The sequence below is a fragment of the Microbulbifer variabilis genome (assembly GCF_056232115.1).
The window spans coordinates 2,793,914-2,807,319 of record NZ_CP174325.1 but is presented as its reverse complement, the minus strand read 5'-3'; the positions used below and the strand labels follow the sequence as shown (position 1 = coordinate 2,807,319).

10 protein-coding genes are annotated in these 13,406 nt (G+C 44.3%); 6 read left to right on the top strand and 4 right to left on the bottom strand.

Annotated features, from left to right (window positions below):
• Nucleotides 1-16: 16 nt before the first annotated feature.
• From ACJJI7_RS12390 to ACJJI7_RS12380, 3 genes are all read left to right on the top strand, one after another.
• The gene (locus ACJJI7_RS12390; RefSeq protein ID WP_444902039.1) at nt 17-283 is read left to right on the top strand and encodes a PepSY domain-containing protein; all 267 of its coding nucleotides are present in this window, start codon (nt 17-19) and stop codon (nt 281-283) included.
• Nucleotides 284-505: 222 nt separating this feature from the next.
• Nucleotides 506-1,951 carry a coniferyl aldehyde dehydrogenase gene (locus ACJJI7_RS12385; RefSeq protein ID WP_444902040.1) on the top strand — a complete coding sequence of 482 codons (1,446 nt, stop codon included), beginning with the start codon at nt 506-508 and terminating at the stop codon, nt 1,949-1,951.
• Between the two features lie 176 nt (nt 1,952-2,127).
• A complete protein-coding gene (locus ACJJI7_RS12380; RefSeq protein WP_444902041.1) occupies nt 2,128-2,433 on the top strand; it encodes a hypothetical protein in 306 nt (101 codons plus the stop codon).
• Between the two features lie 108 nt (nt 2,434-2,541).
• On the opposite strand, the gene ACJJI7_RS12375 is transcribed toward ACJJI7_RS12380, so the two are convergent.
• Nucleotides 2,542-3,540 (bottom strand): AraC family transcriptional regulator, encoded by a 999-nt coding sequence (locus ACJJI7_RS12375; RefSeq protein WP_444902042.1) that lies wholly within the window; start codon nt 3,538-3,540, stop codon nt 2,542-2,544.
• An 18-nt stretch (nt 3,541-3,558) separates the two neighbouring features.
• Nucleotides 3,559-4,332 carry an SDR family NAD(P)-dependent oxidoreductase gene (locus ACJJI7_RS12370; protein ID WP_282951357.1) on the bottom strand — a complete coding sequence of 258 codons (774 nt, stop codon included), beginning with the start codon at nt 4,330-4,332 and terminating at the stop codon, nt 3,559-3,561.
• Nucleotides 4,333-5,211: 879 nt separating this feature from the next.
• Between ACJJI7_RS12370 and ACJJI7_RS12365 the strand changes: the two genes are divergently transcribed.
• Complete coding sequence (locus ACJJI7_RS12365) at nt 5,212-5,889, top strand: winged helix-turn-helix domain-containing protein (RefSeq protein ID WP_282951358.1); 678 nt, start codon at nt 5,212-5,214, stop codon at nt 5,887-5,889.
• Nucleotides 5,867-7,657: a sensor histidine kinase gene (locus tag ACJJI7_RS12360; protein ID WP_444902043.1), complete on the top strand. Its 1,791-nt coding sequence runs from the start codon at nt 5,867-5,869 to the stop codon at nt 7,655-7,657. The genes ACJJI7_RS12365 and ACJJI7_RS12360 overlap by 23 nt, the downstream gene beginning before the upstream one ends.
• 122 nt (nt 7,658-7,779) lie before the next feature.
• Here ACJJI7_RS12360 and ACJJI7_RS12355 read toward each other — a convergent pair whose 3' ends face one another.
• Nucleotides 7,780-10,506, bottom strand: a complete 2,727-nt coding sequence (locus tag ACJJI7_RS12355; RefSeq protein WP_444902044.1) for a LamG domain-containing protein — start codon at nt 10,504-10,506, stop codon at nt 7,780-7,782.
• A 331-nt stretch (nt 10,507-10,837) separates the two neighbouring features.
• Between ACJJI7_RS12355 and ACJJI7_RS12350 the strand changes: the two genes are divergently transcribed.
• The gene (locus ACJJI7_RS12350) at nt 10,838-11,617 is read left to right on the top strand and encodes a DUF4886 domain-containing protein (RefSeq protein WP_444902045.1); all 780 of its coding nucleotides are present in this window, start codon (nt 10,838-10,840) and stop codon (nt 11,615-11,617) included.
• 146 nt (nt 11,618-11,763) lie between these two features.
• Here the strand turns inward: ACJJI7_RS12350 and groL are convergent, their stop codons facing one another.
• Nucleotides 11,764-13,404, bottom strand: coding sequence for a chaperonin GroEL (gene groL, locus ACJJI7_RS12345; protein ID WP_020412316.1), 1,641 nt, complete (start codon nt 13,402-13,404; stop codon nt 11,764-11,766).
• Between the last annotated feature and the right edge of the window lie 2 nt (nt 13,405-13,406).

Below are 13,406 nucleotides of genomic sequence, written 5' to 3'. Positions count from 1 at the left end.
GCGAGGTAGTACAACCATGAAGACCACCTACCAGCTATTACTAGCGAGTATCGCTGCGGTCGCTCTCCATCCCGCTCTTGCCGATGAGAAACCCCCTCCTGGTGCTATGGCTCTATCCACTGTTCTGACAAAACTCGAACAACAAGGCTTTACTCCCATTGTCGAAGTAGACTTGGACAATGGGCGCTGGAAAATTGAGGCCTATAAAGGAGACCAGAAACACGACTTGGAAGTAGATCCTAATTCTGCAGAAGTTTTGTCTGACAAACCTGACAACAATTAAGCGGTCGCCTTTACAAAGAAGTGCTGACCCTCGAATTACGAGGATCATACTTAACGCCCCGCACACATTTATTGTGACGGGGCCAGCCCCCTAGCACTTCCGCCCTCAAAGTTGGAACGTGCGCTTTAATTACTATTTAGTCAATCTGCTGACGCGATTGGTCAATCTCCCAAACGATTATTCGGTTAATCTGGTCGAAGATAAACGCCATAGGATAATAAAATGACCATCCAGACCCTTACCCGGCAGGATGCAGACAAGGCGCTACTCCAGAGTCAGCTGGATAGCCAGCGTCGAGCCTATCACGCCAACCCAGTCCCCAGTTATCAGCAGCGAGTACAGGACCTGAAAACCCTGGCGCGAATGTTGAGGGAACAACAGGAGGCAATCATAGAAGCCATATGTTCAGACTATGGGAGCCGCTCGAGGGAAGAAACCCTGCTCCTGGAGATTTACCCGGCACTTGCAGGTATCAAGGATGCGATAAAAAATCTCAAAAGGTGGATGAAACCTCGACGGCGCCATATTGACCTCAAGGCCTACCCGCTCTCAAAAAATACTGTGGTGCCCCAGCCTATTGGTGTAGTTGGAGTGATAGTGCCCTGGAACTTTCCCGTTAACCTGAGTATTTCCCCATTGACCAATGTCTTTGCCGCAGGCAATCAGGCAATGGTCAAGATGTCCACAAACTCATGCCGGCTGGCCGAGCTGTTAATAGAGATCAGCCCCAAGTATTTTCCCCAGGAGAAGCTTTCTTTTATCGCCGACTATGGCGAAATAGGCCCACTATTCTCCAGCCTGAAATTTGATCACTTAATTTTTACTGGCTCAAGTACTACAGGCCGCGCTGTAATGCGCTCCGCTGCAGAAAACCTAACTCCAGTCACATTAGAGTTGGGAGGAAAATCGCCGGCTATCATCGCCCCTGATTTCCCGATTGAAAAAGCGGCAGAGCGCCTGATCCACTGGAAATTAGTAAATGCCGGACAGATCTGCGTAAATGTAGATTACCTCTTCCTTCCAGAAAACCAGCTGGACAATTTTATTGCGCATGCGACACAACTAATTAAGAAGCGCTTTCCAGATTGGCACAGCTCTGACTACACCTCCATTATTGATAGCAACGCCTACCAGCGCCTGTGGAAAACCCTGGACGATGCAGTCGACAAAGGAGCTAAGGTATATGACCTCAGTGGCGGGCAACTCAAGCGGGATGACAGCTTACGCAAGTTCCCACCACATATTCTGGTTAATATGAACGGTGATATGCTGGCGATGCAAAGGGAAATTTTTGGCCCGCTCCTGCCAATTATGACCTACTCAAGGCCCGAGGAAGTCATCGACTATATCAATGCCCGCCCAAGACCATTGGCAATATACCCATATACCTACGATAAAAATCTGCAAAACCGCTATATTGAGCGGATTATGTCCGGCGGTGTATCGATTAATAACTGTGTATTACATGTTGGCCAACACGATATTCCATTTGGTGGTGTAGGTGAGAGTGGGATGGGGCACTATCACGGCTATGAAGGGTTTCTCACTTTTTCAAAGTTACGCCCAATATTTCAGCAGGGCCCTGTTGACCTACTAAAACTTATGCGCCCTCCCTACGGGAACGTCACAAACAAAATCTTGAACGTAATGTTGAAGATGACCCGTTAACCGCAAGATACATTTGTAAAATTTTTAACCGCTAATTGATTTTATTGCCCCGGCAAAACTCATTGCCGGGGTATTTTTTTGGCAAGGAAACCCAAAAATACTCCCCTAAGCACTGGCGCTACGATCATCCCCTGTCCACACTAAGTATATGGCTTTTATGTAGTGTGGAGCCTCATGTGAGTTTTATTGCAACCGTTGTGCTCGTGAGCAACTTGACCAATCCAATCCCTCCGGGGATAGACCCTAATAAACCAGCACCTATCTATGATAGCCCCGACCTTTACGGGGCGACCCCTTCGGTAATCGCACTTGATCCATCAACTATTAGGGCAAAACTCTACAGTCTGGGATTCAAACCTATAACCAGTATGCGGTTTGTTGGTGGTCGCTGGAAAATACAAGCCGTGTATCAAGGAGAACTAAGAGCCCTGGAAGTAAATCCAGACAACGGAATAATTTTTGCTGATCGTCCAGCCAGGTAACAAATCCAGTAGATCTTTTATTTTTGATATTCTCGAATTGTGCATCGGTAAGACATACAACCCAAAGGAAATCGACTAAATTTTATTACCAGAAATAACTTTAGTCGCCTAATCAACCGAATCCCGATATTGTAAAGGTGTTATTCCTTTCCAACCTCGGTAGGCTCGAATAAATGAATTGGGCTCCTTAAACCCAAGCATAAAGGAGATCTCTCCCAAATGTAGGCTGGACCTGGCAAGATAGTGATCGGCCAAATTTGACCTGACTTCCTGTAACACTGTCTGAAAGGTTTGGTTCTCCTCCCCAAGTTTTCGCTGTAAAGTTCTTTTACTGATAGATAAACGCTCAGAGACAGATTCGATAGAACTCTCACCCGCTGGTAAGAGTTCTATCAATACAGAGCCTACCCGGTCTCCCATTGTTGCTTCGCGATCCAAGTCTTTTAACTGCTGACTTAATTTGCCCTCAAAAAAATCCCACATAGGCATATTGGCGGTCAGGAATGGCTTTTGCGCATCTTGCGCCGAGAAACAAATTCGTACCCGATCTGATTGCTTAATTGAGCAACCGAAAAACTCTCTATAAGGCGTTTGATCTTCTGGTAACTGTGGTAACGCCAATTCCAATGGCCGAATTTTCTCCCGGGTTCCCAACCGGGCCAGGCGGATATAGAAAATTAATTCGCTTAGCCCCAAAGCAGTAGGAATATTACCGTCACTTCCATAGCATTCTAAATTAAGCTTTGTGTATTCTTCGGTAATATCCAGGTGCAAATCCATGGGACCAATCAAGGGTTTATACTGCTGTATCCGCAATAGGGCTTGATTTAGGTTTGCACTACACAAACTCGCAAACACAGGGGGATCAAACGATTCAACTGTAAGATGCTCCGCCAACAAGAGCGGTAGCGGCCTATCCTTTGAGGCCTGATCTATACCACACCAAAAGCGGAAGTACTCTATTGGAGTAAGTGTCACAGACTCTCGCTGCAATAGATCTGCAGGTAACCCGGCATAAGCCAGAGCCATGGCTGAGTCGATATTCATATCGTGTAACATCAGCTTCCAGCTGGGGGATACCAGAAATTTAGCTGCGCGCTTGGTCATTACCGGGTCTACTCGCAATCAAGATTTTTCCATCGTCTGGCGGGAAAATTTCAACACCATTTTACGGGGCAGTAATGGCATTATCCAATTCAGAAATACTTTAAGCCGCTTCTCATTAAAAGCAACCAAATCCCCACGTTCCATAGCCCCGTAACCACATTTTGCAACGGATTCTGCTGAACGGGCGTTCTTCCAGATATCTACTCCCTGAAGATCACCAGCCGCTACAAACCCAGTCGCAACAGCGCCCGGACATAAAGCGGTTACTGTTACACCTGTGCCCTTCAATTCTTCCGCCAAGGCTTGGCTAAAGGAAGTCACATAGGCTTTAGTTGCGTAGTAAACCGCCTGTAAAGGACCGGGCATAAAAGATGCCGTGGATGAAACATTAAGGATATGCCCACTATTGCGGGCAACCATGCCTTTGACATACAGGTGGGTGAGATTGGTTAGGGAAACCATATTCACCTGCATCATACCCTGCTCAGCTTCCAGATCTCGCTGATAGAAGAGACCGTGACCACCAAATCCCGCATTATTGATAAGGGTACCAACCTCCACACCCTCGCTTTGGGTTCGCTCAAAAATTCTCTGTGCGGACAAAGGGTCGGAAAGATCTTCAGCAATAACCATTGCCTGGATACCAAAATCCTTCTCCAGCTGCTGTTTGAGTGCTAAAAGCTTCCCCTCAGACCGAGCGACCAGAACCAGGTTGCCGCCCTTAGCCGCATGTATCCTGGCCAACTCAAGGCCAATACCACCTGAGGCTCCTGTAATAAGTGCCGTTTCCATTTAACTGTCTCCCAAGCGTTAATCTTGGAATCAGTATATAAGCTAAAGACGCCAGCTAAGAATCCGATTGTGCCGGTTGACTATCCAAACGTGCCATCATCCAAAGGCATACCTTCACCCTACTCTAAGAGTTTCGCAGAAACGTCGAAACCAGCTCAAGATCTCGTTTCCCGTTCTGCGGACCTTGAAACTGCAACCCCAGGAATTCGGAAGGCGCTCCTTTCGGTATAAACGGGATAATTTTCTCAAGTACCTATCAATAGCTGTGATCATTACCCTCGTGCACTTCATCCATATTAAAACTCAGTGCAGTCAAGCTATCGTTACTCATGTTTTTCCGATGCTTTGACTTCCTGGTCTCACGTCTGTCTACTCTGGAGAGCAAGAACTACTACCTCAATTGAGTCATTTGCTGTAACTCCGTGAACCAAAGCTTTTTAACAGCCTCCAAATTTCCCGATAGATTACAGGTCATTTTTAATGCACTGTTTACACCAAGGTGAGCTTAACCAAAAGGGTATTCTATCAATAACTGATCCACATAGCATTGATATTACAAGGGGTATGAAGCACACTTAACACACAACTTAAGACGCAGTTTTAGCCTAACAACTCTTTTTTTGTTAGTGTTCTCCACAAACAAAAAACTAGAAAGACTTCACTACTTCCAGTTCTTCAGAATGGTGTAAAAATAGCATTTGTCACTTTTAATTAAGTCTTTTCATATCTAAAAGGCTGAAAGTGCCTAGCAATATTTAGTTACGTTTTTATATTCACCATATGTACATGGCTTAGTCTGAGGCAAATCAGAAAACCTTAAAAAAAACAACTCGATCAACAAATAACCGGCAACCAAAACTATTTACCAGCTAAAGATATATGCGAATCTTTATAATAGAAGACGACATCAAATTAAGTCATTACCTTCACAAGGGCCTTAGTCAGGAAGGGCATGGTGTAGAGCTATGCCATAATGGAAAAACAGGGTTAATTCAAGCCAGCATCGAAAATTTTGATGTAATAATCCTTGACCGAATGCTTCCTGGTATGGATGGGTTAAAACTATTAAAATCCCTGCGGGGAATGGAAATCAGTACACCAGTTTTAATGCTAAGTAACCTCGGAGACGTCGACCATCGCGTAGAGGGTTTACGTAGTGGATGTGATGACTACCTTTCCAAACCTTTTTCTTTTGCAGAACTTTTAGCCAGAGTCGAAGTCATTGGTAGGCGCCAACCTCAGTCCAACACCTGCGAATTCCTTATTGTTTCAGACCTTGAGCTCAATCTCTTAACAAGGAAGGCACAACGCAGAGGCCGTAGTATTGAACTATTAACCCAGGAATTCAAACTCCTGGAATATCTTATGAGACATGAAGGTAAAATTGTTACAAAAACAATGCTTTTGGAGCAAGTCTGGGATCTTCATTTTGACCCGAAAACTAATGTAGTAGAAGTGCACGTAAGCAGATTGAGAAAGAAAGTTGACCAATCTCAGGACAGTCCTCTTATTCACACAGTAAGGGGGGCCGGCTATGTCCTTCGCGAAAAAAATTAAACTACATAAAAGCTCCAGTTTCAGACTGGCAATTATCACATTCAGCTGCGTCTGCCTTAGCTCCAGTATTTCATTGGCAAGCATCTATTTAATCACAAAACAATCGTTGGCAAATCCAACATTTCATAAAATTGAAAATATAACAAAAGAATCTATTGCGGAAATCAATGATCTAGAGTTTTTTCACCCTGATATATTTCCAAACTTCAAAAATGTAAAACCTAGAAATTTTATTAACAACCACACTTCACCATCAAAATTTACTAGCGACTACACACACTACTTCAAAAATCTTTTAAATAAAAGCAGCTTTAGCAATCAGGAGGAACTTGCTATTCAAGGGCGATTATTCGCACTGGGAGAAAATATCAATCCCCCACTAGAAAAAATTCCCGCCAACCTAATCTGGCACCTACTTAATAGTGAATTCCCTGAAGATTTTCACGATTATGTAGACAACATTACTGATGAGCGATTTAGCCATTGGCCCCAATATCATAAGAAACGCCACATAGATGCAACACTACTCGCAAAATATTACATTGAGACAGAGTATTTTCTAGATACAGAGGATCTCTGTGTAAAACTTCAAGACGCAAAGGGAAATATTATACTTAGTAACATTGAGGGAATTTCCCCACAAAGCACGAACTATAAGTCTACCTACACGGCAACTTACAATCCAGACTCTACATTTGGTCAAGAAGATGAACAGCACATATGCCTAGCAAGAACTTCTCTACTAAGTGACGGGGGAGAGCTAATACTGGGGAAGGATTTCACCCAACAATACCACCTATTGAAAAGCCTTAACTCTGTTATTTTTTACGGACTTCTGATCACTGCAATTATTAGCCTAATTTGTGGATATCTTGTATCTAGGCAAGCAGTCAGAAGAATAAGCGAGATTAACAAAGTATGCCGCCAAATTATGTCTGGAGATCTGGACAAACGGATCCCATATAATAGTAATGGCGGAGACTATGATCAGTTATCTATACATATCAATACAATGCTGGACAAAATCCAACAATTGATGATGGGAATAAAACAAGTTTCCGATAATATTGCCCATGACTTGAAGTCCCCACTTTCTCGGCTACGAGGCCAGCTAGAACTATTATTGCATATAGAAAAACCAGATAAAGATACTATCGAAGCCATTATTAATGAAAACGACAGGATCATCGAGTGCTTTAATGCGTTACTCAGAATCTCGCAAATTGAGCAAGGAGCACAAAGGTCAGCATTTCGGCACTTTTCGCTTCATAACCTTCTTAAAACCCTGGTAGAAGTCTATGAACCGATTTTTCATGATCAGGGAATACTTCCATCCGTTACTTTGATTGATGACCAACATATGATCTTTGGAGATAAAAACCAATGGTCTCAGTCTATTGCAAACCTATTTGACAATATAATTAAGTACGCACCAGGAAGTGGCAAACTGGATATTAGGCTTTCAGCTCAACCTCAACAAGGTAGGGAGTATCTTCAATTGCAGCTACACGATAGCGGTCCGGGAATTCCAGAAGATGATCATAAAAAGGTCTTTGAGCGATTTTACCGGTTGGAATCGCATAGGCATACAAAAGGTAATGGACTTGGATTAAGTCTTGTTTTGGCTGTTTGTAATTTGCACAAAGCTAAGATTCACCTAGCTAACTGCAATGGATTAAAGATACAGATAGATATCCCTTCAATCACAGATCCACATCCCGCCCATTCATTAAATTCTCAGGAAAGTAAATTCAGTGAATTATATTGAATATTTATCCGTACAAGGAAGTTAAAAATTCTATACAGATAATTTCCACTTACAAAGCAGAATAGCCATACTATGGTACGGCTATTCTGCTTATTCTTAAAATGCAACAACCAATAAGAAGATTAACTCTCACCAACAGAATTACGAACAATTTCAATGGATGAATCCGTGATTGCCGTCACAGGTAACCACACAATCAAAGTCTGGGATCCATCTGTATCTCTGATAATACCCAATTTTACATCGGATAGTACTTTGCCATTGAATTTTACTTTCGGAGTTTTGCTTGTTTCCCATTGGCGAATAATTAGTGATGGATTTACCAAAGGACTACTATCATTAGCCTTCACCAGTAAAGAAATATCTCCTGATATCCCATCTGATGTCAGGCTATAGGCTCTTTCATCAGTGATAAAATTAATTACATTGCCCTTAACACCTTGAACCGCATCTATTACAGGTGGAGAAATCCATGAACTTGCCAAGCCCTGTAAATCAACCGGTGTTCCCTGGGTAAAGCCATACATCATAGATCCAGAGCCATATTCAAAGGCCTCTAGATTACCAACCGCAAAGTGAGAAACTCTATCATTGGCAACGGAGAATCGACCATCGGAAGGAATTTGAGCTATTGGCCAATGATTCCAAGGGCCTGCAAACGGAAAAATACCTCCCAGGAAATCTATATGCTTTGAACTCTCCTCATTAGCAGAGGGGAAAAAACCACCTGCCTGACTTACTCCAAAGACCTTCCAGTTAGTTTGGCTATTGAGCACCGCAATATTACCGGGCAAAGGACTGGGGTCCACTCCATCACTAGGCCTGTCTAAGGATATAGGATAAATGATATCAGAGGAGTCACCCGTAAGCCCCGCAATCGAAACTGCATTATAATTCAGGAAGTCCTCAGCTTTTTGACCCGGTCCTAGTAACCATTGGAAGTCCTGATAAAATTCTACTCCACCTTCATCAGCTGCAGGATGGTAAAAAACATCCCGGATTGCCACCCCATCGGGATAAATTGTATGCACCTCATCAATATAAGCAGTATCCAAAACGAGTAAATCAAATACATCTGCGGCTGCATAACGCCAGTGAACTTTAACCCGTGCAGGAGTATTTTCAATCATACGAACATGGGTGCGTAGAGCGGCCTTATCAGACATGTGTTCAGCCAAAGAAACAATTGGGTTGACTGAAGCTGGGGTTTCAGGATCATCCGGATCGGGAATCACCAGTTCCACACTTTGATCAGACATCCACCGATTATCTGTCACCAAGTTCATGCCGTGTGATGTTCCTCGCCAATATACATAACTGATCGGCTTATTATCGAATCGGACTACAATATCTTCGTTGTCCGTAACCCTCCATAGGTTATCCCAAGCATCATGAAAGTCTAACTTTGTATAAATCCCACCAAACTTCTGGGGGTATTTTTCAAGGTCTGGCAATTGCCGCTTCGTAAAACCAGGATCTGGAGCTTTCTTTTGTGCCAATAAAAAACCGTTGTAACTATCATCAAAATCCTTAGAAGTCAGAGAGTGCTTATAAATGGCAATCTCGTCTATTGCCCCCTCAATACCGAATATACTGGAGAAATGATTGAATTCATTTAATTCACTCTCCCGAACCCCATCTGTTGCTGTTAAAGGTGAATTATTCATTCCAACAATCATTGGCATATCTGGAATTGAAAGATTGACATCATAAGATTGGCTTTTATCTAAAACACCATTGATATAGAGCGACAAACTCTTTTCTGCAGAAACACCAACATGAATCCACTGATTAACTGGGATTACACTATCAGAAGTTAAAGTTTTTCCATTTACCGTAAAAAGCAGCTTACCGTCAGAACTTACTCCAAAATAATACCCCTCATTTCCCATATTATCTGACTGGTGAATGATAGGAGCATTATTCCATGGATAAGCGGCTAGATTAATCCAGGCTTCAATAGAAAGAGCCTCCTTAAATATGGGTGCCTCATCCTGCGCGACCACCACTGCTGATCTATAACCGTCAAAAAAAAGGGCCGAACCAGACACACCAGCGACCCAATCACCCCCGTGGCTGTCAATATATCCAGTCGCTGATTTCAAGCTCTCAACAGTACTCGTGCCCTCCCCCTCATCAAACTTCCAATGCGCCACTGGTAAGGCAGGGGGAGTATAATTAACTATCGTATTCCCATTACCCTGAGACACACCTGCCTGTAGCTCTCCAGACTTATTTTGTACATCGGCTATGCCATTTTCCGTGAGACGCATAGTCTGAATAATAGCCCCTCGACGCACATCCCAGCCTGTGATGGTATCAGTGCCTGGCCGGTATAACCTGGTTACATTGCCATCTCGAGTAATCGTATATATCTCATGGACTACCCCTTCGGGATCTCGCCCCATTTTCGCATTAGCTTTCGGGAAGTAACGCCAATGAATAACAACCTTTTCATCTGACTGCTCTAAGATACGAACATAAGAAAAGTCATTTGATTTATCAAAGCGAGTATTGGCATCACTCGAAATATCAGCCAAATGCGCTACAGGATTAGAATTTTTTCCAAAGTGCCAAACAGGCCGATAACTATGATCACGAGCAAAAACAAGCTTACCTTTCCCTTCAAGGTTCACAATAATGTCAGCATAAGGTCCTGTGATCTTTTCCGGAATATCTACTGAGTTGACACGGGTATAGTGCGCAAAAAAACCAGCCGACGTTTGGCTTAAGTCTACTTGCGAACCCCTGGGTTCTAACACCTGCCTCCCTCCAGAGTCCCCCGAATCCTTGCAGCCTAGTACTGCAAGACAGGCAGCTAGTACAAGATTACCTTTTGATAGCAACATATCTGCTCTTTCCTCCCATTTACTGAAAGGGAAGTCTAAAAGGACATACTAACCCTCTGCTGGACTGAACATTAAATATATGTAATGTTTCTCCCCCCAAATTAAAATAGGACTTATATTTAGCGAATCTAGATCGTTCATATTCATAATTATTCTCACAGCTCATAAAGTAACGAAAAATAATCAGATGACTAATTTCAAGATAACAATTTATTCCCTCAATAACCTATTCAACCTCATAAGAATGTAGATCCTTAAACACGCTGCACAGAACAAATTACAAAATAGACCTATCCTAAGTGGTAATAGCCCCACTTGGAAATCCAACACAATGAAAGAATTTAAAAGCCATCTAAAAATCCAAATATTTTTTCTTATCTTTCTATTATTGGTAGGAGCTTACTTACTAGTAGGGCCAAAGAAGCAGACTGAGCAGAAAACTCAGGAAATTCTATCTGTGCTTTTTATCGGTAATAGCTACACACGCCCTCTTCCTCCGATAATCCAGGCAATTGCTACAAGCAATGGAGCACAAATTATATATAGATCCATAACTCCGGGAGGGTGGACCTTACAAAAACACTCTGAGTCTGCGGATACACTAGAAGCTATTCATGAGAGGGCATGGGATTATGTGGTGCTTCAGGAGCAAAGCCAGCTTCCCTCATTCTCCGAAGAACAGAGGCATAAAGAGATTTACCCCTACGCAAAAAAACTCACCAAAGAAATTAGATTGGCCGGTGCCACTCCTCTCCTCTTTCTAACCTGGGGCCGTAAGCATGGAGACACTCAAAATTATTCCAATGATACTCGCAGTAAAATGCAATCCCGCTTGTTTGAGGGTTATCAGAATATAGCCCAGACAACATCTTCAAAAGTAATACCAGTCGGCCTCGCTTGGGAAACAATTAGCTCCTCAGATAAAGTCATTGACCTATACGCTCATGATGGAAGCCACCCCAATCAGAATGGTGTATATCTATCTGCCGCGGTCTTTGTTTCCTATCTACTGAAACAACCTCAATTAAATGCTCCACCAATCAATGGCATATCTAAGGAAACAGCCGAATTACTAGCACAACAAACTAAGAAACTTAATTTAGATCCATAGGCTATTCCTGGATCTGGGTCTGTTGTATCCCCATTAATCAGATTGTTTGCTGCGTCGCAGCACCAGTATTAACCTATCATTCCATGTACCTAAAATAAAAAAGCCCCGCAATTGCGGGGCTTTTTGGGGTAGGCTTTAAGGCCGGCTTACATCATGCCGCCCATGCCGCCCATTCCACCCATACCGCCCATGTCAGGAGCAGCCGGCTTCTCTTCCGGGATTTCTGCAACCATGGCTTCGGTGGTGATCATCAGGCCAGCAATAGAGGCTGCCGCTTGCAGAGCAGAGCGGGTTACTTTTGCTGGGTCCAGAATACCCATGTCCAGCATATCGCCATACTCGCCAGTAGCAGCGTTGTAACCGAAGTTGCCTTCGCCTTGCTTGATCTTGTCAACAACTACAGAAGCTTCGTCACCAGCATTGGAAACGATTTGACGCAGAGGCATTTCCATAGCGCGCAGAGCTGCAGCGATGCCATGGTTCTGGTCTTCGTTGTCGCCAGTTACGGAGATAGCCTGGGTAGCGCGAACCAGAGCGGTACCACCGCCAGGTACTACGCCTTCCTCTACTGCGGCGCGGGTAGCGTGCAGGGCGTCTTCAACGCGGGCTTTCTTCTCTTTCATTTCCACTTCAGTAGCGGCGCCTACTTTGATTACCGCAACACCGCCAGCCAGCTTGGCTACGCGCTCTTGCAGTTTCTCTTTATCGTAGTCGGAAGAGGACTCTTCGATCTGTGCACGGATCTGGCTAACGCGAGCTTCGATGTCTTTAACATTGCCAGCGCCGTCAACGATTACAGTGTTTTCTTTGGACAGGGTGACACGCTTAGCAGTACCCAGGTGCTCCAGAGTGGTACCTTCCAGCTCCAGGCCAACTTCTTCAGAAATCACGGTGCCGCCAGTCAGGATAGCGATGTCCTGCAGCATGGCTTTACGGCGGTCGCCGAAACCAGGTGCTTTAACAGCAGCAACTTTAACGATGCCGCGCATGCTGTTTACAACCAGAGTTGCCAGCGCTTCGCCTTCTACGTCTTCAGCGATGATCAGCAGCGGCTTGGAGGCTTTAGCTACTTGCTCCAGCAGGGGCAGCAGGTCGCGGATATTGGAGATTTTCTTGTCTACCAGCAGGATGAACGGATTGTCCAGCTCGGCAGTCATGTTCTCTTGGTTGGTGATGAAGTAAGGAGACAGGTAGCCTCGGTCGAACTGCATACCTTCTACTACGTCCAGCTCATTTTCCAGGCCGGAACCTTCTTCAACGGTGATAACACCTTCTTTGCCAACTTTTTCCATGGCTTCAGCGATGATGGTACCAACGCTCTCGTCGCTGTTCGCGGAGATGGTACCTACCTGAGCAATAGACTTGGTGTCGGCACAAGGAGTGGACAGGCCAGCGATGTGGTCAACCGCTGCGGTTACCGCTTTGTCGATACCGCGCTTCAGGTCCATTGGGTTGAAGCCAGCGGCTACGGATTTCAGACCTTCGGTTACGATAGCCTGAGCCAGAACAGTAGCGGTGGTGGTGCCGTCACCAGCGGTGTCAGAAGCTTTGGAAGCAACTTCTTTAACCATCTGTGCGCCCATATTTTCGAACTTGTCGCTCAGCTCGATTTCTTTCGCTACGGAAACACCGTCTTTGGTTACGGTAGGAGCGCCGAAGGACTTGTCCAGAACTACGTTGCGGCCTTTAGGACCCAGAGTAGTTTTTACAGCGTCTGCCAGGATGTTTACGCCTTTCAGCATTTTCTGACGAGCGTCGTCACCAAAAATTACGTCTTTAGCTGCCATGA

Excerpts from the sequence above, each read along its gene's own strand:
- ACJJI7_RS12390 (WP_444902039.1), top strand. The coding sequence starts at position 17 with ATGAAGACCACCTACCAGCTATTACTAGCGAGTATCGCTGCGGTCGCT.
- ACJJI7_RS12385 (WP_444902040.1), top strand. The coding sequence starts at position 506 with ATGACCATCCAGACCCTTACCCGGCAGGATGCAGACAAGGCGCTACTC.
- ACJJI7_RS12375 (WP_444902042.1), bottom strand. The coding sequence starts at position 3,540 with ATGACCAAGCGCGCAGCTAAATTTCTGGTATCCCCCAGCTGGAAGCTG.
- ACJJI7_RS12370 (WP_282951357.1), bottom strand. The coding sequence starts at position 4,332 with ATGGAAACGGCACTTATTACAGGAGCCTCAGGTGGTATTGGCCTTGAG.
- ACJJI7_RS12365 (WP_282951358.1), top strand. The coding sequence starts at position 5,212 with ATGCGAATCTTTATAATAGAAGACGACATCAAATTAAGTCATTACCTT.
- ACJJI7_RS12360 (WP_444902043.1), top strand. The coding sequence starts at position 5,867 with ATGTCCTTCGCGAAAAAAATTAAACTACATAAAAGCTCCAGTTTCAGA.
- ACJJI7_RS12355 (WP_444902044.1), bottom strand. The coding sequence starts at position 10,506 with ATGTTGCTATCAAAAGGTAATCTTGTACTAGCTGCCTGTCTTGCAGTA.
- ACJJI7_RS12350 (WP_444902045.1), top strand. The coding sequence starts at position 10,838 with ATGAAAGAATTTAAAAGCCATCTAAAAATCCAAATATTTTTTCTTATC.
- groL (WP_020412316.1), bottom strand. The coding sequence starts at position 13,404 with ATGGCAGCTAAAGACGTAATTTTTGGTGACGACGCTCGTCAGAAAATG.